Annotated in this window: 15 protein-coding genes and 1 pseudogene; 10 read left to right on the top strand and 6 right to left on the bottom strand. The window is 63.8% G+C overall.

Annotation, left to right across the window (positions count from 1 at the left end; genetic code table 11):
- Positions 1-14: 14 nt before the first annotated feature.
- On the bottom strand, positions 15-1,088 hold the full coding sequence (locus tag ACE3UG_RS14160) for a substrate-binding domain-containing protein (RefSeq protein WP_374624890.1): 1,074 nt from the start codon (positions 1,086-1,088) through the stop codon (positions 15-17).
- A 559-nt stretch (positions 1,089-1,647) separates the two neighbouring features.
- Between ACE3UG_RS14160 and ACE3UG_RS14155 the strand changes: the two genes are divergently transcribed.
- From ACE3UG_RS14155 to ACE3UG_RS14140, 4 genes are all read left to right on the top strand, one after another.
- Positions 1,648-1,926, top strand: coding sequence for a hypothetical protein (locus tag ACE3UG_RS14155; RefSeq protein ID WP_374624888.1), 279 nt, complete (start codon positions 1,648-1,650; stop codon positions 1,924-1,926).
- Positions 1,916-2,170, top strand: a complete 255-nt coding sequence (locus ACE3UG_RS14150) for a hypothetical protein (RefSeq protein WP_374624886.1) — start codon at positions 1,916-1,918, stop codon at positions 2,168-2,170. The genes ACE3UG_RS14155 and ACE3UG_RS14150 overlap by 11 nt, the downstream gene beginning before the upstream one ends.
- A 10-nt stretch (positions 2,171-2,180) precedes the next feature.
- Complete coding sequence (locus ACE3UG_RS14145; protein WP_374624884.1) at positions 2,181-3,803, top strand: PepSY-associated TM helix domain-containing protein; 1,623 nt, start codon at positions 2,181-2,183, stop codon at positions 3,801-3,803.
- Between the two features lie 113 nt (positions 3,804-3,916).
- Entirely contained in the window at positions 3,917-6,112 is a 2,196-nt protein-coding gene (locus ACE3UG_RS14140) for a TonB-dependent siderophore receptor (protein ID WP_374624882.1), read from the top strand.
- A 176-nt stretch (positions 6,113-6,288) separates the two neighbouring features.
- Here the strand turns inward: ACE3UG_RS14140 and ACE3UG_RS14135 are convergent, their stop codons facing one another.
- The 4 genes from ACE3UG_RS14135 to ACE3UG_RS14120 all read right to left on the bottom strand — a co-directional run bounded on the left by ACE3UG_RS14135 (position 6,289) and on the right by ACE3UG_RS14120 (position 10,999).
- Positions 6,289-7,059 carry a ferredoxin--NADP reductase gene (locus tag ACE3UG_RS14135; RefSeq protein WP_374624880.1) on the bottom strand — a complete coding sequence of 257 codons (771 nt, stop codon included), beginning with the start codon at positions 7,057-7,059 and terminating at the stop codon, positions 6,289-6,291.
- A gap of 230 nt (positions 7,060-7,289) precedes the next feature.
- Positions 7,290-8,666: an exopolysaccharide Pel transporter PelG gene (gene pelG / locus ACE3UG_RS14130; RefSeq protein WP_374624878.1), complete on the bottom strand. Its 1,377-nt coding sequence runs from the start codon at positions 8,664-8,666 to the stop codon at positions 7,290-7,292.
- A gap of 94 nt (positions 8,667-8,760) precedes the next feature.
- Complete coding sequence (locus ACE3UG_RS14125; RefSeq protein WP_374624876.1) at positions 8,761-9,822, bottom strand: lipopolysaccharide N-acetylglucosaminyl transferase; 1,062 nt, start codon at positions 9,820-9,822, stop codon at positions 8,761-8,763.
- A 349-nt stretch (positions 9,823-10,171) separates the two neighbouring features.
- A complete protein-coding gene (locus tag ACE3UG_RS14120) occupies positions 10,172-10,999 on the bottom strand; it encodes a phosphodiesterase (RefSeq protein WP_374624874.1) in 828 nt (275 codons plus the stop codon).
- Between the two features lie 577 nt (positions 11,000-11,576).
- Here ACE3UG_RS14120 and ACE3UG_RS14115 point away from each other — a divergent pair.
- The gene (locus ACE3UG_RS14115; protein WP_374624872.1) at positions 11,577-11,855 is read left to right on the top strand and encodes an HU family DNA-binding protein; all 279 of its coding nucleotides are present in this window, start codon (positions 11,577-11,579) and stop codon (positions 11,853-11,855) included.
- Positions 11,856-12,416: 561 nt separating this feature from the next.
- Positions 12,417-13,442: a CHAD domain-containing protein gene (locus ACE3UG_RS14110; protein ID WP_374624870.1), complete on the top strand. Its 1,026-nt coding sequence runs from the start codon at positions 12,417-12,419 to the stop codon at positions 13,440-13,442.
- Positions 13,443-13,464: 22 nt separating this feature from the next.
- Here ACE3UG_RS14110 and ACE3UG_RS14105 read toward each other — a convergent pair whose 3' ends face one another.
- Positions 13,465-15,900: a heavy metal translocating P-type ATPase gene (locus ACE3UG_RS14105; protein ID WP_374624868.1), complete on the bottom strand. Its 2,436-nt coding sequence runs from the start codon at positions 15,898-15,900 to the stop codon at positions 13,465-13,467.
- A gap of 68 nt (positions 15,901-15,968) precedes the next feature.
- On the opposite strand from ACE3UG_RS14105, the gene ACE3UG_RS14100 reads away from it, so the two are divergent.
- The 4 genes and pseudogenes from ACE3UG_RS14100 to ACE3UG_RS14085 all read left to right on the top strand — a co-directional run bounded on the left by ACE3UG_RS14100 (position 15,969) and on the right by ACE3UG_RS14085 (position 21,358).
- Entirely contained in the window at positions 15,969-16,439 is a 471-nt protein-coding gene (locus tag ACE3UG_RS14100; protein ID WP_374624866.1) for a Cd(II)/Pb(II)-responsive transcriptional regulator, read from the top strand.
- 451 nt (positions 16,440-16,890) lie between these two features.
- Positions 16,891-18,126 (top strand): annotated as a pseudogene (locus ACE3UG_RS14095) (FAD/NAD(P)-binding oxidoreductase); the annotation flags it as partial.
- A gap of 315 nt (positions 18,127-18,441) precedes the next feature.
- Positions 18,442-19,776 carry a putative bifunctional diguanylate cyclase/phosphodiesterase gene (locus ACE3UG_RS14090; protein ID WP_374624864.1) on the top strand — a complete coding sequence of 445 codons (1,335 nt, stop codon included), beginning with the start codon at positions 18,442-18,444 and terminating at the stop codon, positions 19,774-19,776.
- Between the two features lie 277 nt (positions 19,777-20,053).
- Positions 20,054-21,358 carry a phospholipase A gene (locus ACE3UG_RS14085; RefSeq protein WP_374624862.1) on the top strand — a complete coding sequence of 435 codons (1,305 nt, stop codon included), beginning with the start codon at positions 20,054-20,056 and terminating at the stop codon, positions 21,356-21,358.
- The last annotated feature ends 40 nt before the right edge of the window (positions 21,359-21,398 follow it).

Below are 21,398 nucleotides of genomic sequence, written 5' to 3'. Positions count from 1 at the left end.
CGACATATGAAGCATCAACCCAGAGGAGGAAACGCTTCAGCCAGCGGCGTGACATGACCGGTCGCGGCCTCGCTGTAGCCGGGGATGGCATGTACGGCTTGCCGATACTCGGCGCTCTGCAGAATCTTCAGCAACCCCTGCAGATGGGGGGAGTCGCTGGCGGCCTCCGGGAACATGAGGCAGTAGCGCTCGGTGAGGATCGGCAGAAAGTCGAGGCCAAACTGGTTCGCTGCCGCTTCGATGGCGAGTCCGGCGTCGGCCCGGCCGCTGGCAATGTAGGCGGCCACGGCGGCATGCGTGAACTCGATGTTTTCCGCGCCTGCGATGGCGCACGGATCGATCCCGTCACGCGCAAGCAGCAGATCGAAGATGATGCGCGTGCCCGACCCGCGCTCCCGGTTCGCGAACCGCGCGCCGGTACGCGGCAAGTCGGCCAGCGCGTGAATGCCGAGGGGGTTGCCGCGCGCAACGATCAGCCCGAGCCGGCGAGAGGCCACATCCGCCACCCGATACGACTTCCCTTTGAGCAAGGGCCCGTAGTGCGCGAGTACGGGTTCCGCGAGCGCCCCGATCGGTACGTGAAAACTCGCCACCTCGCACTCGTGCTTCGCGAGCGCGGCAATCGCTTCGATACCACCCCGATAGCTCACCTCGATGGGCAGGCCGGCACGCCCGGCGAAATCGACCAGCGCCGCCACCGCCAGCCCGTGACTGGCAAAAAGCCGCAACTGATCGCTGCCCTGCAGCAGCAGATCGTCGAGTTCGGTCTGCAACTCCGACGCCATGGTTTCCAACAACGGCCCCAGCCTCGCCTGCAAGCGCTTTTGCCCCCATAACAGACGCTGCGCGAGCGGCGTGAGCGCTGCACCGCGTCCTCGCGCCATCGTCAGCAAGGGTGCCCCCACGAGCGACTCGACTTCCTTCACATGCCCCCATGCCCCCCGGTAAGACTGTCCCAGCGCCTGACTGGCGGCCTGCAAGTTGCCGTGCACCTGCACTTGCGTGAGCAGCGACAGCACTTTGTCGAGCGGCAGATCGTCGCCGTGATGGCGAAATCGGAGCTGCGGGGCAATCGAGATTCGCTTCATTGACTCACCCTATATGCCATTCGATGCATAAATAAATTTATGCGTAAAAATTGAAAATACACCAAAAATGATGAATTACAGCAGCTTATCGGCCAAAATCTCGACAAAATCACGATGGCGGCAGGATTCAATTATGCACTCACTTGCCTATTCTTCATGAACCCTATTCTTCATAAACCTTTTGACCTTGGCTGACGCGCGACCCTGACGTCCTGCGTCGTGCCAGGGCGACCTGCCCTCGCCGACCGGCTCCCCCACGACCCAAGTGACGTCTGCACACGCTACGTGCGGCGACCTGCCCGCTTGCTTGCCCTCCCGCGTGCCTGGTGTGACATCCCCCTTTGTCCAGGCACGCATCGGGTTCCGAACGAACTATTTCGGGATTCTTCCGAATCGTGATATAAATGCGAATCGTTTTCGTTAACGTTTGCATTTGAATATGTGATGTGAGCGCCGTAGCGCTCAACCAGGACCGTTTGTGGATCTGCCTCGTCAGTCGCGTCGCCCAAGGGGCGGCGTTTTCGCTTGCGGGGCCTTACTTTTTCAGCGATTCCCGAGCATGTTGATTGCATTGGCCATTGCACTGGCATGGCTGGCAGGCGGTGCCTGCTATCTCACTTCGGCGCATCAGCGTGTGCGCGCCCAGCGGCTGCCTGCGCAACCCGCGCGCGCGATAGCACTCGTTGCCGCCTGCGCCTGCCTCGGGTGCTGGTGCCTGGCCGCTGGCGCGTCGGCCGGTATCGCGGCGGCCTTCGTTTCGCTCTCGTTCGGTCTGCTCGCCTGGCCTTACGCGACTGGCGGCTGGCACTGGCTGCGTGGAGGCCCGCATGTGGAGTAGAACCTTCGCGGGCCTGGTGCTCGGCTTCTTCGCAGCGATGGCACTGTGCGCCACCCTGGCTTACCTCACACCCGCCGGTTGGCAATCCGCCGTCATCCCTGTCATCGCCCTCTTCCCGCTCCTGTGGCTCGGCCTGTTCGCCGTGGTCTACGCGAGCCGCACTGCCACGCGCGCGTGGGTCGGCCTCGGCGCCACCACGCTCGTCGCCTGGGCCGCGCTGCTGCTGGCGCGCGCCGTCTGGTAAGGATCGTCCAATGCGCGCGCAAACCCTGCGTCAATACCTGAGTGTTCACACGTGGGCCGGCATCGTCGCCGGCTTCGCCCTGTTCGTCGCCATGCTCGGCGGCGCCCTGACCGTCTTTCATCACGAGATCGAGCGCTGGGAGCAGCCGGCGACGCGTCATGCGCCGCTCTCGCTCGCCCAGACGGAGCAACTCGCGGACATGGTTCGCACGCAATTCCCGGCCGCGCGAGAACAAATGGGCGTGGTGTTGCCCAATCACTCGCCCACGCCGTTCGCGTACTGGCAAGCCGCCGACGGCACATGGATGCAGGCGCGTTTGCGTCTAAGCGCCGACGGCACCGCACCGTCGCTCGCGATCGGCGGCGCAAGACCCGGTCTGTCGAGCACTATCAATGCGCTGCACTACTCGTTGTCGATCCCGACGTACGGACTGTATTTGATGGGGGTGGTGTCGCTGTTCTATGGCATGGCGCTCATCTCTGGCGTCATCGTGCATTTGCCGCGCGTGACGCGCGACATCTTTGCGCTTCGCCCAGGACGCAACCTCAAGCGCTTCTGGCAGGACGCGCACAATGCCATCGGCGTGCTGAGTTTGCCGTTTCACATCCTCTTCGCCCTCACCGGCGCGCTGTTGTGCCTGAGCCTGCCGCTGATGATGGCGTTCAACGTCGTGACGTTCGAAAACCGGTTGATGCCGCAGATTCCGCAAATAACGGGCTCGGTGCCGGCAACGATCGCGCCGGTCGACGGCAAGCCCCTCGATCTGAAGGCGTTGCTCGCCCGCGCCGAGCATGCGGCGCCCGGTCTGGAGACGACGGCCGTCGCGTGGACCCGCTACGGCAAGCCGGATGCGGTGGCCGAAGTATACGGCGAAGCCAACGACTCGCTGGGCGTCTTCTCGGCGGTGGCCGTGCGTCTGAACGATGGTGCGATCGTCGGCCAGCACAGCCCGGGGGCGCGCGACACCAACCATGCTGTGATGAGCATGATTTACGGCGCGCACTTCGGCAACTTCGCGGGCGATGCCATGCGCTGGCTGTACTTCGTGCTTGGCCTGATGGGGGCAGTACTCGTCTATAGCGGCAATCTGCTCTGGCTCGAATCGCGCCGCAAGCGCACCTCGGCCCTTCAGCCCGCCCATCTGCGCTGGATGGCGCGGGCCACTGCCGGCGTGTTTCTCGGGACGTGCCTCGGCATCGCCGTGGCCTTTGTCGGCGCCATCGTCGCACCAAGCCTGACGGCGCTGTCGATTTTCGTCGGCACGCTCGCCGTCTCGGTGCTCTTCGCCGCCGTCACTGCGCCCGCAGTGGCGGCGACAGGTCTGCTGACTGCCACGGCGCTCGCTTGCTTCGCCATTCCCACCGTCGATGCCGTATTCACTTCGGACAATCTCGTGCGCTCGATGGCGGCGGGCGACGGGGTGCTCGCCGGCGTTGACCTCGTTGCGCTCGCTGGCACCTTGATTTTTGCGCTGTTTGCCCGCGCAACCTGGCGCCGCGCCCGTCGCGGCGATCCGAACAGCGTTTGGGCACGGCCACTGCCGCACTGCGCACCGCCCCCCGAAGCGGCCGCGCGAGGGCCGTCGACACCACCGCCCGCCGAATCCATCGACACCGGGCGCAACGCCGCCTGACGCTTCCTCAACATTCATGCCCTTCGGCCCGTTCGGGCACGGGGCAATAACAGTGCGCCCCGTTTGTCGCGGCGGCACACGTGCTTTCGTCACTCTCAGGGAGAGCTTTACCCATGTCGCACCCCCGTTCCCGTCAGGCACGCATTCGCGGATGTGCCATCGATTCGTGCCAGGCCACCCCCATCGCGCATGCTGCCTTTGCGCTTCTGACGGCGACCGCCGCCATAACGTCGTCGAGCGCGTTCGCGCAGACTTCCGCCGGCGACGCTGCCCCGCCTTCTGCGACAGCCCAATTGGCGACCACGACGGTCACGGGAGATCGCGACAACGACACGCTGGACACCAAGCGCGTCACATCCGGCGCGCTCGGCACCCGCAAGCAGGTCGACACGCCGTTCTCCACGGTCGCGGTGAGCAACGAGCAGGCACAGGATCTGATGGCCACATCGATCAATGACGTCTTCAGATATGACCCGGCGGTGACCAACGTGATCAACCCGTCAACGGGCGAAAATGCGCTGTTCAGCGTGCGCGGCATGCCGATCGACATGCTCAACGGCATCAAGGTCGACGGCCAGAGCTTTCCGGTGTGGGACGCCGACCTTGCGCTCGAGCCATTCGAAAAAGTGGAATTGCTCAAGGGCGCGGCGGGCTTCATGTACGGCTTCGGCACACCGGGGGGCATCATCAACTACGTGATGAAGCGGCCCACCGACGACCCGTATTATTCGGCAACCGTCGGCTATACCTCAGCGAATATCTGGTCGCAGAAGATCGACTTCGGCGCGCGCTTCGGCAAGGACAACATGTTCGGCTATCGGCTGAACCTGGTGAACGAGGAAGGCAATTCGTCTGAAGCTGCGCAACACGTTCGCCGCAAGGGCGCGTCGCTCGCACTGGACTGGCGCATCACCCCTGCGCTGACCTGGTCGGCGGACACGATGTATCAGCGCCGCAAGTCGACGGGCACGATCTTCGGCCTGATGTTCGGCACACCGGGCATCCCCGATGCAAAGACGGTATCGCGGAACCTGTCACAGCCGCAGAACTGGTATGAAACCGAGTTTTTCTCGGCGGGTACCGGGCTTGACTACCGCATCTCGAACGACTGGAAAGCGAGCCTCAAATATCGTTTCGCCAAGGAGAATCGCTGGAACTCGGACAGCTTGCTCTACGTCTCGGACGCGGCCGGCAACTACAGCAATACGATTTACGCCGCCCTGACGCGTTACTACTACCAAAACTACGACGCAATGGTGCAAGGCAAGGTCGATACGTGGGGCATCAAGCACGACCTCGTTTTCGGTGCAAGCTATCAGGTGCAGTGGAAAGACTACGACAACAGCACGGGATGGAACGATGGCTACGCGCTCGGCAACGGCAACATCTACGGCACCACGCTGCTGTCGAATCCGGACGTGACGATTGCGCAGAATTTGTACCGCTTCAGCCGCATTACGCAGAACGCCCTGTATGCGAGCGACACCCTGCAGTTCACGCCGCGCGTATCGTTGTTGATCGGCCTGCGCTATACGCAGTATCGTGAGTCGGATTACAACACCGACGGCACGCTGAAAACGAGTTATACGGCGAATCCGGTCTCGCCGACCATCGCAGTGATGTACAAGACCGACCCGAATTCGACCGCGTACGTGAGCTATGTCGAATCGTTGGAACCTGGCGCGTCCGCCGATAGCACGTATGCCAACGCGGGGGCGACCTATGGCCCGCTCAAGAGCAAGCAGTGGGAGGTCGGCTTCAAGACCGATCACAAAACCTGGGGCGCGAACATCGGTGTGTTCCAGATGCGTCAGGGATATGCGTACAAGGACTCGAACAATAATCTGGTACAGAACGGCACGAAGCGATATCAGGGTCTCGACGCGAGCGGATGGGTGTCGCCCGTGCGTGACTGGCGCGTCATGGGGGGTATTTTGTGGATGAACAGCAAGGCCGTCGATGTGGACGACCCGACCGTTTCGGGCAGGCAGATTTACGGTACGGCCAAGTTCGTCGGTACGGCGCGGGTCGAATACAACCCATCGTACCTGCGTGAGTTGACGGTGGCGTTCGGCGGCAAATACGTTGCGCCCATGTTCGTCAATGCGACCAACGCACAGTCAGTGCCCGGCTATACGACGTTCGACCTGAGCGCCAAATATCAGACGCGTGTCGCGGGCAAGGACGTGACGATTCGCGCCGGCATCAACAACCTGTTCGACAAGCGCTACTGGACGGCCGCTTGGGGCTACTACGTCTTCCCAAGCGCAACCCGCACATTCCTGGCCAATGCCACGATCGCTTTCTGAAGCGCAAACGCATGCCTGACCGGCGGGGTCTGCCTCGCAGCCCTCGCCCACCCAAGCCGCATCGCCCGGCACCAGGCAAAAAAAACCGCCCGAAGTCGGGCGGTTTTCTTTTTTTCGCGCCGACGACAGCATGAGCTGTCGAAGGCGTGTATTGCAACGGGGTGTGTCGCGACGGCTTAGCCTACGAAGGCACGCTCGACGAGGTAGTGACCCGGCGCGTGGTTGTGGCCTTCGACGAAGCCGCGCTTTTCCAGCAGCTCGCGGGTGTCCTTGAGCATGGCCGGGCTGCCACACAGCATGATGCGGTCGTTCTCGGGCGTGAACGCCGGCAGACCGATGGCGTCGAACATCCTGCCCGACTCGACCAGCTCCGTGATACGGCCCTGGTTCTCGAACTCTTCGCGCGTGACCGTCGGATAGTAGATCAGCTTGTCGCGGATGTACTCACCCAGATATTCATGCTCCGGCAGATGCTGCGTAATCAGATCGCGATACGCCAACTCGCTGGTGAAGCGGCAGCCGTGCACCAGAACGATGTGTTCGTAGCGATCGTAGACTTCCGGATCGCGGATGATGCTCATGAACGGCGCGAGGCCCGTGCCCGTCGAGAGCAGATACAGGTTCTTGCCCGGCAGCAGATTGTCGTTGATGAGCGTGCCCGTCGGCTTGCGGCCGACAATGACCTTGTCGCCCGGCTTCAGGTGTTGCAGGCGCGACGTCAGCGGGCCGTCCTGCACCTTGATGCTCAGGAATTCCAGCGATTCTTCGTAGTTCGCGCTCGCCATGCTATAGGCACGAAGCAACGGTTTGCCCTCCACCTCCAGCCCGATCATCGTGAACTGGCCATTGACGTAACGGAACGACGCGTCGCGAGTGGTCTTGAAGCTGAACAACGTATCAGTCCAGTGGTGGACTTCCAGCACGGTCTGTTGATTCTGAGTACTCATATTGGCTTGACGTGTGACGGAGGGCGGCGGCGCAGTACACCCGCGAACGAGCGGACGCTCGAGTCGCATGAAATGCGTATGCGCGAGCCATCCTTGATGGCCCCGATGCCCGGACTCCAAGCGCATCAGGTGTACGCACTTCCAGTTTTGGGCGGGAAAACCCGGTTATTTTACCCCAATTGGGAATTGCTTTCATTTGTCCCCGCCGAACCGCAGGGGTTTGGGTGCGCTCATGTGCGCTGGCCCATGTAGGTGTGATATTCGAGCGCGGCAAGGCACCGGGCCAGCCGGTAGGTGCCAAGTCCCAGCACGCACAGCAACGCGAGCGCGAACCCGTAGCCGTAACATGCCGGCCCGTAATGCAGACTGGCCCGGGTGAAGGCGGCGTTGAGCACCACCAGCAACGCGGTGAGCAGCAGCGCGTCGCGCCGCCGGTCCAGGTAGAGCAGGATGTTGAGCACGCCGAGCAGCAGGACCTGCAAGCCTGCCGCGACGACGTCGATACGCAACAACGGTTGCCACGCGTCAGGCATCCCGACTCGCCCCAGAAGGTCGGCACCGCACGCAAAGACCAACAGCGTCACCACGACCTGTACCTTGAGAATCTCGTAGAGTCCCGTGCGCACGGCGCGCACCATCAGCACACGCGCCCCCGAAATCTGGCGCAGCGTGCCCCCTTGCCGCACCGCGTCGTAAAACCCGGCATAGGCTTCGGCAAAATCCGTCTCGATTCGCAGCAGAAACACCGCCATGCCTGGAATGACGCACAGGTACGAGAGGAAGACCGGCAGATCGTAGATGGGCGCGGCGCGCAGCGGCCCGATGACGGCCATGCCGGTGACCGGCGAGGCCCAAAAAATCCACTTGTCGATCCAAACGCCCAGACCGAAGCACACGCCGACACCGACCAGCGACCAGCGCAGGTTGCCCGGCGCAAAGACCGTCCACGACAACCAGGTCGTCGTGCGGTAATGGCGCATGACGACCGCCGTCAGCCCCAATAGCAGGGCCGTGTGTCCGATGACAAAACCGCCGAGCAGCCCCATCAGGCCGAAACGCCCCAACAGTACGGCACTGACCACGCTCAGACTGTAGCCGGCGCAGAACATACCGACAATGGCGCGGTACTGCTTCACGCTCGTGAGGAACAGCACCACGTTCCAAAGATTGCCAAGCAGTACGAAGGCGATCCACATCAGCCAGCGATACGTGAGCGGCTGCCCCGAGAAGAGCGTCTGCGACGCGACGAGTCCGATGGCTCCGAGCACGACGGTCGTGACCAGCGACACGGCGTTGAACGCAGGCATCACCGCCTGCGGCTCGCCCGCGTACAGGCGGTCGCTCAGATACCGTGTGAACGCGAGCTGGATTAGCCCCGTCGCAATCATGCTCGACGCGATCAGATACGTCACCGAGACCTGAAACTGCGTCAGCACGTGCTGCGCATGGACGTGCACCACGCTCATCAGTCCCACCAGCACCACGCTCGCCATCGACAGTACCAGCGGACCCGCGCCGATGATCCCCGCGTAGCCATACGCGGCAAGGGTGCCTGTGAGCGTGTCGCTGCGCAGCAGACGCCGCAGCTCGAAACCGATTCCGGCCATCAGCCCTCGCTCCTCGCCGTGCGCGCAGCGTCTGCGACCCCGGCATAAGGCTTCGGATGGGCGAGATCGCCTTGGGCGGACATCGTCATGCGCACTAGCGCGTCCAGAACCGCACGGCGGACTGCACCGCCGGGGAACCGGTTGCGCTCGCCGACGCCTTCGCCCCGTCAACCGCCGCCGCGCCCGGCGCAAGCCCATCGAGCAGTTGCGTCACCACGCGGTAACGACGCTTCTGAAACGCCGCCTCGGCCAGCCACGGCAACAGGCGCTCTGTCGGAAACCGATGGAACTGTGCTTGACGCAAGTACCGCTCGGCAGCATCGGGCGTCTCGCGCAGCAGCGCACAGCGGCCGAGCAAGTACCACATCGAGGCGTCGTCCTCGTGTTGCGCCAGCGTGTCGTGCGCGAATTGCTCCGCGCGCTCCAGCGTGAAGCGCCGCACTTCGCCACGCACGAGGTCCTGATAGATCAGCTCCCAGTACAGTTGGGCGAGTCGCCGGCAGGCATGGGCACGGTCGTCTTCATGCTGCGACGTTGCATGGTGCGCCCGCGCAGCGAAAATCTGTTGCATGATGCGCTTCTCCATCCCGTCAAGCATGCCGTGTGCCAGCAGACGAACCTCGTCGACGGGATCGGCAAGCAGATCGCGGGCAATTTCGCTCGTCGCCTTCGACGGCAGTGCCCGCACCGAAATTAATGCCGCCAGGCGGTCGTCGCGCTCGCCGTGCAGGTTGCGCAGTCGCGCCCGCAAGCGCGTTCCCGCGCCATGCGGGACTCGCGCCATCAGATGCGCGATGAATCTCGGGGCCGTCACCCGGCCAGCCGCGAGCGGCTCGCGCGGCGTCGGAAACAGGCAACCTATCGACAGCACGCCGAGCACCACGACCAGCCCCGCGACGGGCAGAAAAAAGGCCGTCAGCGCGATGTGGCAGAACACACCACGCCGCTCGCGATAGGCAGGCGGCAGCGCACACGTCATGGCCGCCCCCGCCAGCACCGCCGAGACGGCCTGCCACGCGAGCGCCGCTGACGCTGTGGCACCCCCTGGCGGCGTACCCCACGCGTCGGCGTGAAAGACGAGCCGCAACGCTTGCGCCTGGGCCGACACTGCGAGCGCGGCAAGGCTGATCGTGAACGCGCATCGCAGCATTCGCATGCCCCGCGCAGCACCGTCCGGACGCAGGTGCCGGCCCGCCGTCACACGCTCGCCTTGCAAGGTGCGATCGGAAAGGGTCGGCGTTCGCGCAGGCGATGCGCGATGGCGGTTGTCATGATTCCCCGTTTTCGGAAGGTGCACTGCCCGGCGTCCTGGCCGGGGCCTGGCGTATCGAATCGAGCGTTCTCTCGGGAAGTCCCATCGCGAGCGCCTCCCGATCCGTTGTCGTCGGGGTGGCCCGGGGCCGCTAATTCGAACTGATCTTTTAAGTGTTATGGAAGTGCACTTTACCGATGGCCAGTCCTACTTTCGTCCCCATGTTTTTGCGCCGCAAACCCACGTGAATCCGTCAGGAGACCGATTCACCGTCGAACGTGTATGGACCGTCGTACGGGCCAACGTACGCCAGATGCGTGCGCACGCCCGCCCCCGGCTGCCAGAGGTGCAACGCGAAGCCCGGCGGCTCGAGGGCGATCGACCCTGGTGCGCCGGGCGCGAGCCCCAGCGTGATCTGATGCGCGGTCGACACGCACGTGCTCGCCATGACCTCGGGCGCCCCCGCCACACTCGCCTGGATGCTTCGATGCAGATGACCGCAGATCACGCGTTCGACGTGACGGTGGCGCGACACCACACGCGCGAAGCCCGCGCGGCCGCGCGCCGACAGGCCCAGGCCGTCCATGAATTCAATGCCCGTATCGAACGGCGGATGATGCATTGCGACGAGTGTGGGACGCCCCGCGCACGCCTGCAACTGTTCGTCGAGCCAGGTCAGACGGGCGTCGCACAAATGCCCGCCCGCATTCGGCGGATCCTGCGTATCGAGCACCAAAACCGTCAACGCCCCGAGATCGACGCGGTACTGCACGAATTCGCTACCGGTGCGCAGGTAGGCGTGGTCCGGGAATGCGGCGCGCAGCGCCTCCCGATGGTCGTGATTGCCGACGCACAGATACAGCGGAACCGTCAACTCGGACAGACACGCCCGAAGTACTTCGTATTCCGACGGATGCGACGTGTCGATCAGATCGCCGGTGGCGATGACGGCATCGGGCCGCGGCGACAAGCGGTTGATCGCGGCAATCGCGCGACGCAACGAACGCGCGGTATCGACACGCGCGCAGGCAAGCGCACCGGGCCGCGTGACATGAAGATCGGTGATCTGGCAAAGCAGCATGACGGCGACTCCTTGGATGCAAATGGCGGCGTGTCCAGGTCCATCACCGCCCTTCGAGGATAGGACGCACACAGCGGCGCGTCGTCTGTGAGGAGGCGTTACGCTAGACGCTGCGAATGACATGGCTGTGAATTCCGGACACGTCATGCGACGGGCGCGGCGCAACGCCAATCAAAAGTCGTCCGGGTGCGCAAGCCCCGGAGAGCTAGGGAAACCCCCAAAGCCCGCCCAGCAAGGGATTGCGCGGGCGCATGACCGGAGATGCCCGCAGTTACCGGGGTTTTATCATCAAGAACAAGAAATTACGCGGCATCGCGCAACAAAATCGCCGCAAACCGTTGTCAGGACTGGCCCACAGCCCGCCGATGGCTCTATAATGCGCCTGCCCGGCCAGTGCCGGCGCCCTCGCGATGCGTGACAGGACAGATCTTCGGATCGCGTTTGCGTGACGTGTTGTGAAGGCGACATGCTGGCGTGTGCCGCGTGCCTTATGGCGCGGATACAACACCGACACTCGTCAAATTGCGAAAGTGTTAGAGTTGTCGCCGGTATTCACCACCTCTCAAGGGAAACACACATGAACAAACAGGAACTGATCGACGCCGCCGCCGGTAATACGGGTGCAAGCAAGGCTCAAACCACCGAGACCCTCGACGCTCTGCTCGACGCCATCAAGAAGGCTGTCGCCAAGGGTGATTCGGTTCAGTTGATCGGCTTCGGCTCGTTCGGTTCGGGCAAGCGCGCTGCGCGTACCGGCCGCAACCCGAAGACCGGCGAAGCGATCAAGATCCCGGCCGCTAAAACCGTGAAGTTCACGGCTGGCAAGGCGTTCAAGGACGCCGTGAACAAGAAGTAAAACCAGTTGCGCGCAGGCCGGCCTCCGTGCCGGCCTATCTTTTTGCTCCCATTGCCGCCGTGCGGTATGGGGCGACGGATACGCGTCACGTCATCCTCATGCGAGGTCCACGACTGATGTGACGCTGCGCGCCTCGCGGGTGTCCTGCGCACCGACTCACGGAAACTGGGCGCCCGCGACGAGCCGTCCCGTTCAGCCTTCGGCGGCCTGTGACTGCCAAGTGACGTTAGCGAAGGTAGCGAGGCTTACGTCATCTTCCACCGACACGCCGGTCGGCTCCGCAGCTTGCCCCCACCGAATTCGCCTCTCCCGCCGTCCGCGTCAACTTCGCATCGCGTCCTCGGGTCACGGCATCGCCCTCGCCATTGCGCCACCCCATTGCGCCACCGCATCGCACCGCCGCATTGCACAGTTGCCTCATTGCACTGTTCCCTCGTTTTCTCCGATTCCTCGTTGTCTCATCACGACTTCCTGAGGCGCTGAATTCGCGTCACTGCGACGTCCCGTCGCACCGGCTCGCCTTGGCGCTTTTCCCCCGGCACCTATGCTATGTTGCGTAACATGACACGCGTAACGTCCGCGGCCATCGCCGCTCCCGCCGAGGTATCGCCCGTCGCCAGCCAGCCTGTCGCCGGGGTCGGCACGACGCTGAGCGTCAGGCAGATACGGCGTATGTCGGCCCAGCGTCTGCTCGTCACTCTCACGTCGCTTGCCCTGATGCAATGGCCATCGTTACCGAATGCTGCGCAGGACACCGACAGCGCCGCATCCGTCGACGCCGAAGCCATTCATCAGTTGCGAATTGCGACACGCCGTCTGCGTGCGTTGATCGATGTCTTCTCACCCTGGCTGAAGCCTCGCTGGCACCGCCGGCTCAAAGGGGAATTGCGCTGGTTGGGGCAATCGATGGGGCCGACGCGAGATGCCGATGTGCTCGTGAGCACAACGTTACCGGCACTTCGCGGCGACCATCCTGACATTGACTGGCCTGCGGTCGATGCCCATGTGGCAAGACTGCGTGGCGATGCCCGTGCGCTTGCCGCAGAGGCGTTGACTGGCGAGCGTCTGCAAGCGTTGCATGCCGTGCTCTTGCAGGCATTTGGTATCGGCGCAGATGGCTGGGGCGAGGTCCGGGCGGCCAAGGCATTGCGGCGTCTCTCTCGCACCCCAGGCAAGCGGCCACGCGCGTTGGCAAAGCATGCGCATAACGTGCTTCGCGCCCAGTATGTTGCGCTATTTCCGGATTGCCGCCAGTTGGCGATGCTCGGCACCGAAGAGTTGCACGCACTGCGCGTGAAGATCAAGACGGCCCGCTACAGCGCAGAACTGTTGACGCCGTGGCTTCGCAAAGCGGTCCGAACGCCATACGAGGACATACTGCGCGCTGCCCAGGGGTTGCTGGGTCAAGTCAACGATGCCGTTGTCGCCCAGCGGATCTGCGAGCACATGCCGCTCAGCGCCGAACAGCGCGATGCACTGATCGGGCGTCTCGATTCGGTCATTGTCAACACCACCAGCCGCGCGGCGCATGTGCTGGGTCGGTTGCCCAGCGCTCACAGTCTCGAGCGCGCCATGCGCAAGCACTAAGCGGCAGCCGGCCGACACTCAATCACGCCACGTTCGCGCGCAACAGGCGCATGCCGTTGGCGATCACCAGCAGACTGGCCCCGACATCGGCGAACACCGCCATCCAGAGCGACGCCAGCCCCACCGCTGCCAGGGCGAAAAACACCGCCTTGATGGAGAGCGCCACAGCGATGTTCTGCTTGAGCACGCCTGCCGAGCGCTTGGACAGCGCCAGAAACGCAGGCAGCTTGCGAAGGTCGTCGTCCATCAGCGTGACGTCGGCGGTCTCGAGGGCGCTATCGGTGCCTGTCACCCCCATCGCAAAACCGACGTCGGCGGCCGCAAGCGCGGGGGCGTCGTTGATGCCGTCGCCGACCATGCCCACGTGGCCGAATTCAGTCCGAAGCGACGACACGGCCCGCCATTTGTCTTCCGGCAGCATTTCTGCACGCACGTCGCTCACGCCGGCCTGCTGACCGATCACCTGCGCGGTCGCACGGTTATCGCCCGTCAACATGACCGTGCGAACGCCCATCTGCGTCAACCGTGCAACCGCCTCGCGCGCCCCTTCTCGCAGCGTGTCCGCCACGGCCAGCACCGCAAGCGCCCGCGTTTCACTGGCCAGCACGATGGCCGTGCGCGCTTGCGCTTCGAGACGCGCGAGTTCCGCCTCAACGCTTTCGTTGCATACCCCCAGCGATTCGATCAAACGATGATTGCCAAGGTAGTACAGCGTTTGACCGACGCGCCCCTTCACGCCCATGCCGGCAAGTGCCTCGAAATCCGTGACGCTTGGCAATGCGCCGAGACCGGCTTGCGTATAACCGTCGACAATGGCGCGCGCAATCGGATGGGTCGTTTGCGCGTCGAGCGCGGCGGCGAGGAGGAGCGCTTCGTCGCGAGACGTTTCGCCCAGCGGGACCACATCCGTGAGGTGCGGCTCGCCACGCGTGAGCGTGCCCGTCTTGTCGAGCGCCACCGCCCGAATCAGATGGCCGCTTTCGAGAAACGTCCCGCCCTTGATCAGGATGCCCGCACGCGCCGCCGCCGTCAGACCGCTCACGACCGTCACCGGCGTCGAAATCACCAGCGCACACGGACACGCGATGACCAGCATCACGAGCGCCTTGTAAATCCACGGCGACCAGGCCAGACCGAAGGCCAGAGGCGGCACGAGCGCCACGAGCAATGCGCAGAGCACGACAACCGGCGTATAGATTCGCGCGAACCTGTCGACAAAACGTTGTGTCGGCGAACGTTGCTGCTGGGCGGTCTCGACGATGCGCACAATGCGGGCAAGCGTCGTGTCGCCTGGCGCAACGTTCGTGCGATACACGATGAGCCCGCTCTCATTGATGCTGCCTGCGTAGACTTCGTCGCCCACCGTCTTGTCGACCGGAACGCTCTCACCGGTAATCGATGCCTGATTGAGTGCGGAACTGCCTTGCTCGATCACACCGTCGATCGCAATGCGCTCACCGGGACGTGCACGCACGCGTGCGCCCACTGAAAGCGACACGGCAGGCACGTCCGCCCAACTGCCGTCGGCTTGCTCAACCGACGCATGATCGGGGGCCAGACGCATCAGCGCTTCGACGGCACGGCGGGCACGCGTGAGCGACGCGGCCTCGAGTTTTTCGGATAAGGCGAACAGCGCGATCACCATCGCCGCCTCGGGCCACTGGCCGATGCCTATCGCGCCAATGACGGCCAGCGACATCAGGAAATGAATGTTCAGCGTGAAGTGGCGCAGCGCGATCCAGCCCTTTTTCAGCGTCGGCAAACCGCACGCCAGGATGGCCCCCAACACCATGCCGCCGATCCACGGGCTATGCTCAGGCATGCCGGACCAGGCCGCAACCTCGCTTGCGGCTGCGAGCACGCCCCCCACAGCCAGACGCACGACATCGCCCTTGCGGCGCTCGGGGGGCGGCGCCGCACCCGCATCATCCCCGGCCAGCGGCACCGGCGTCATGCCGAGCTTGCGCAGCGTATCGGCGGCCGCCTCGCCTTGCCGGGAAACCTCAGCCGCCGACGCCCCTTCGTCGAAAACGATCGTCAACTCACGCTTAAGGAGATTGAAGTACAGCGCGTCGACGCCGGGCCGGCGCTCTAGTTGGGCGCGAATGAGCTGCTCCTCCGTCGGGCAATCCATCTGATCGATCCTGAAACGCGCCTGCGGCAGGCCCGCTGCAGGCGGCGGTTCGGCGTGCGACAGGCTTGCGCTGCCGGCACAGCAACTCGCCGCGTCGTGCGCCGGCGTCCCGCCTGGAACACCCGAGGCGGCATGCCCGTGGTCGTGCCCATGCGGATGATCGTGCTGATGGTCATGCTCGTGCCCGTGTGGGTGACCGTGCCGATGCTCATGCGAGTCGTCCTGCCCGCGACTCGCTTGGCATGCAGACGTGCCATGGCGGTGCGCCTTGTGTTCTGCCGTTGCCGATCCCGCCAGACGAGCGGAATCCGAGGGGTTGGACATGTGAACTCCTGGTTTCCCGATTTGTGTTAACCTGCATTCAAAACCCTGTAGTCACTACGGAGTCAAGCATGAAAATCGGAGAATTGGCCCGAGCGGCGGGCACCGACGTCGAAACGATCCGCTATTACGAGCGAGCGGGCCTGCTGGCGGCCCCGCCGCGGACCGACGCCGGTTACCGTACCTACGGCGACGACCATCTCGAAGCATTGCGCTTCATTCGCCATTGCCGCTCGCTCGACATGCCGCTCGCCGACGCGAAGCGACTCGGCGAACTTGCCCACGACACGAATGTGACGTGCGAAGACGCAAATCAATTGATCGAGGCACACCTCGCACGCGTGCACGCTCGCATTCACGAATTGCAGGCGCTCGAGCAACAGTTGCTGCACCTTCAGGCGCAATGCCATAGCCGCCACGACACGAGCGATTGCGGAATCCTGCGCGCCTTGATGCAGGGTGCGCACGGCGAGGCGTGCGCATGTCACACCGAAGCGGACCCGATCGACGTGGCCTGCGACCACGATCCGCTGCGCGCGTGAGATGTGAGGGCGTTACCGCCCGCCCCTCAAATTTCGACGCTCTCGATTCGACACCTTCGAGTCGACACCTTCGAGTCGACACCTTCGATTCGACACCTTCGATTCGACACCCACGTTTCGACACCCTCGAATCGGCAACTCCCGCCCCCACAAGAACGTCCATGACTTATCGGTGCCGAGCACGCGCTCGCCTTTCATTGTCTTTCCATGACGCGCGTCGCGTCGGGCAACGCAAACGATTGTGATGATTCGCGGCTTTTCCCGTGAAACCCGGGGGCAAACCGGCACAGTTTCTATACAATGTCCCGCACGCATCGCGCCAGCCATTGCTCGTTCGTGTGAACCGCCATCGCGCGGCGTTGAGGATGCGCATCGATATGTCGTCATCCGTTCCAATTTTTGCTTATCTGTCGGAGACCTTATGTCCAGCGATGTATCCGCTACGCCCACCCCCGCGACGGAAAGCAGCGCCGACATCGTGATCATGGGGGCTGGCGCTGCGGGAATCTCCGTAGCGGCCAGCCTGCGTCGCCGCCGTCCATCGCTCTCGATCATGATTGTGGACCCGGCCGACACGCACTATTACCAGCCCGCCTGGACGCTGGTCGGCGCGGGCGAGTTCGATCCCGCGCGCACAGCGCGCCCAATGTCCAGCGTGATCCCCAAAGGGGTGACGTGGATTCAGGCGGCGGTGACCGCATTCGCCCCGGAGCGCCAGCAGATCCTGCTCTCGGACGGCCGCCGCCTCGGCTATCGCTATCTCATCGTGGCACCGGGCCTGCAACTCAATTGGGAAGCGATCGACGGTCTGACCGATACGCTCGGGCGCAACGGCGTCACCTCCAACTATCGCTTCGATCTCGCGCCGTACACGTGGTCGCTGGTTCGCGAATTCAAGGGCGGCAATGCCTTGTTCACGCAACCGCCTATGCCGATCAAATGCGCGGGCGCACCGCAAAAGGCGATGTATCTGTCGGCCGATACCTGGCGTCAGAACGGCGTGCTGGACAAAACGAAGATCGAATTTCATCTGGTGGCGCCGGCACTGTTCGGCGTGAAGGATTACGTCCCCGCGCTGATGGAATACGTAAAGCGCTACCACATTTCGCTCAATCATCTCTCGCATCTGCGTGCGGTCGACGGTGAGCGGCGCGTTGCCCGTTTTGAAATTTTCGACGCCGACGGCCAGTCGCAGTTTGTCGACAAGCCGTTCGACTTCCTGCACGTCGTGCCGCCGCAAAGCGCGCCGGATGTGCTGCGCGCGAGTCCGCTGGCCGACGCCGCCGGCTGGTGCGAAGTCGATCCCGCAACGCTACGCCACGCGCGCTTCGCCAATATTTTCGGCGCGGGCGATGCCATCTCCGCGCCCAACGCCAAGACGGCGGCTGCAGCGCGCAAGCAGGCGGTCGTCGTTGCAGAAAATCTGCTCGCCGCCATGGACGGCCGCCCGCTGGCGATGCACTACGACGGCTACGGGGCTTGTCCGCTCACGGTAGAACACGGCAAGATAGTGCTCGCGGAGTTCGGCTACGGTGGCAAACTGCTGCCCACGTTCCCCGTCGACGGCACGCACGCAAGTCGTTTCGCATGGATACTGAAAAAGTACGTGCTGCCAACGGTTTATTGGAATTTCATGCTTCGCGGACGCGAGTGGCTGGCTCAGCCCAGCCGCCCCGGCCATAGGTGAAACCCGGACTTCATTTTCAAGGACGGGTGCCGTTAAAGGTAGAAGGACCCGGTTTCGCGACCGGGCACGAGCTTCTTGTCGGGCCACGCCTTGCGCGCGGTCTGCCTGAGCGCGGGGAATGCGGTGCACCGGCCGGTCAGCCTCTTGCGCCCCTCGCACGAAGGCCGACACATTTACGCGTCTTATGCAGAACATGATTCAAGGGTTTTCTTGCGGCACGACCTGTTCGACGCATGGGATTCATCTGCCGGCAGGACATACACGCGGCGATGACAAACGCTCAACCGTGCGGGCGACGTCTGCCTGCGTGCCGAGATGAACGACACGAACGCGCTGCGACGGCAAGTCGTCCTCGCCGATCTGCTGCTGGATCGCCAGCGGCTGTTGCGCGCCCTCAGCTTGGACTTGCGCACCCCAAGCCCGCCGGGCAGCCACAGTGCCTTGATCGTGCTCCACGTGGGACGCGGGCAACGCACGGCGACCAGTCAAGCGGCCATCTCCGACGCCGATCTGCTCGCAACCGTCGCGTTTCGCATCGGTTCGCGCATTCGTCGCCGCGACCTCGTCGGACGCGTTTCCGATCAGCAGATTGCCATCTTGCTGCGCGATCTCGGCAGTCGCGAGGCTGCGGTACAGGTTGCCCGGCGTTTCATCCGTGCCGCCGAGTCGCCGGTGCCTTGCGGCAACGGTCTGCTCTATCCGATCGTCTCGGCGGGCGTGACGCATCTGCCGCAGGTCCCCGTATGGCCTGCCACCCTGCTCGAGCATACGTCCGATGTCGCCGATCAAGCGATTCGCGAGAGTGCATCGCGCTTTCTTGTCACCGAGGCGCCATCGGCGCCCACCGAAGGTGTCACACCACCGGATGACGCCGGCAACGAACACCACTGGCGCAACGTCATCGGACGCGCCCTTTCGGGATCGGAGTTCCGTCTGCATTACCAGCCGCAGATCGACATGCGCACCCACCGGCTGACCGGCCTGGAAGCCCTCATCCGCTGGCAGCGCGACGACGAACTGATCATGCCGGGCGAATTCATCCCGGCAGCCGAGCGTTGCGACGTCATCGGCCCGATCGGCGAATGGACGTTGCAGGAGGCCTGCCGTCAGCTCGACCAATGGCACACGGACGGCGAGGAGTATCCGCGTGTGGCGGTGAACCTCTCGGCGCAGCAAATGCGCGTGCAGACACTCGACACGATCCACTACGCTCTCAAGCACCATCGTGTGCCGCCCGACAAGCTCGAGATCGAGATCACGGAGTCGTCGCTGATCTCGCACCTCGACGAAGCGGCTACGCTGATGAACGAACTCGTGGCGATGGGGGTTCGCCTGTCGCTCGACGATTTCGGCACGGGCTATTCGAGTTTCGTTCGCCTCAAGCGTTGGCCCTTCGGCACCGTCAAGATCGACTACCAGTTCGTGGCCGGCGTGCTGCTTGGCGGCTACGACACCGAGTTGATTCGCGCCATCATCGCCATTGCCCGCAAGCTCGAGATCGAGACCGTTGCGGAAGGTGTCGAGACGAGCGCTCAGCGCGATGCGCTCGCGTCGATGGGCTGTCACGCGTGGCAGGGGTATCATTGCACGCGTCCCTTGCCGCCCGGGCACATCGAGACATTCATCCGCGATTGGCACGGGCGCATTTGAGCGCATCTGCAAGCGCCCCTGCCATCGCCATGGCCACGGGCTACGCGGCTGAGCGGCTGAGCGGCTGAGCGGCTGAGCGACAATAGCGCTTAACGCTTAACGCTTGGCGCTTGGCGACGATGCGCCGATGCGCCGATGCGCCGATGCGGCGCACGACCGAGCCAAATCTCGCGGGCGCGAACGCCGCGCCCGCGACGCCGACCTCCGAGGACGCCCCCGAGGTCGGCCGTAACAGACTTCGGGCGCACCGCCCGGAGCCGCCAACTCAAACGGACCGATGCCAAAGACGAATCTCGCCGCATTCGCCCCAACGCCGCCGCGCGCCATCCAACTCGGTGTTGCAGCGCTCTGGGTGGCCTTGAGCAGCGCCGCACACGCCGAACTCTCGCTCTTGCAACCGCCTCGCGCCCTCGCTGGCGACGCGCCCCTGCAACTGATGCTTCTGGCCACGCAGGACGGCCAGGGCCGCAAGCCGATCAAGCTGCCCGACGAAATCGTCGTACGCATCTCCAACGACGATTTCAAGCCGACTTTGCTGCCCCTCAAGCGTACGAGCGCCGTGCCCGCTCAGGTAACGCTCGCGAAAGGGCAGTTCCGCCGCGTTTCATATTCCGCCGAATTACCGAAGGAACTGCGCGGCACCGTGCGCGTTGAACCCGTCGACTGGGATGCCTCGACCACGACGATCGTGCTCGATCGTGCCGCACCGGCCGAACCGATGGTCGCCGCCGCGCCGGCCGCGCCTGGCAATGGGGTTGTGCCCACCCGCGCCGACGGCACTTCCGTGTCTGCGCCTACCGTGGCTCCGGCCCCAGGGGCCATCACCAGCGCCGCACCCGACGCAATCGCACCGACAAGCGATGCCGAGTTCGCGCGCCTCTCGTCGAATGAGCCGATGTACATCGCGTTCGGCAAGAACGGCGACGCCAACGCGCGTTTCCAACTCAGCTTCAAATTCCACATTCTCAAGCCGGACAACCCCGCGTCGAAGTCCTTCCTCGACAATCTGTATTTCGGTTACACCCAGTTGTCAATCTGGGATCTGGAAGCGGAATCGGCCCCCTTTCGCGATTCGAACTACCGGCCGAGTCTCTTCTACTACGTCCCGGACACCGGCGCACGCGCGAGCTGGTTCACTTCGCTGGGCATCGCGGCCGGTATCGAGCACGAGTCCAACGGCAAGGCGGGTGACGATTCGCGCAGTATCAACACCCTCTTCTTCAAGCCCATCTTCAAGTTCGGCAACCTTTCGGAGTACCACTGGACCGTGGCACCGAAGCTCTATGCCTATGTTGAGAAGAAAGATAACCGTGACATCCAGAATTATCGCGGCTACATGGACCTGCTCGTCTTGTGGGGCAAGCCGAACGGCTGGCAGATCGGCGCAACGCTTCGCAAGGGTATGAAGCGCAACTATGGCAGCGTGGATTTGCAGGTGACCTATCCGCTCGGCAAGCTGATCCCGGGCACGGGCGGCTATGTCTGGCTCGGCTATTTCACCGGCTACGGCGAAGACCTGCTCGACTACAATCGCCACTCCACCTCACAGGTACGGATCGGGTACAGCGTGTTTCGCTGGTAGCCATGGCACCGGGCGGCCATGGCCGAACACCGACGACGTG

The sequence above is a fragment of the Pandoraea sp. genome, from assembly GCF_041919235.1.
Classification (GTDB): Bacteria; Pseudomonadota; Gammaproteobacteria; order Burkholderiales; family Burkholderiaceae; genus Pandoraea.
The sequence above is the reverse complement of the archived record's forward strand: the minus strand, read 5'-3'. Positions and strand labels throughout refer to the sequence as shown.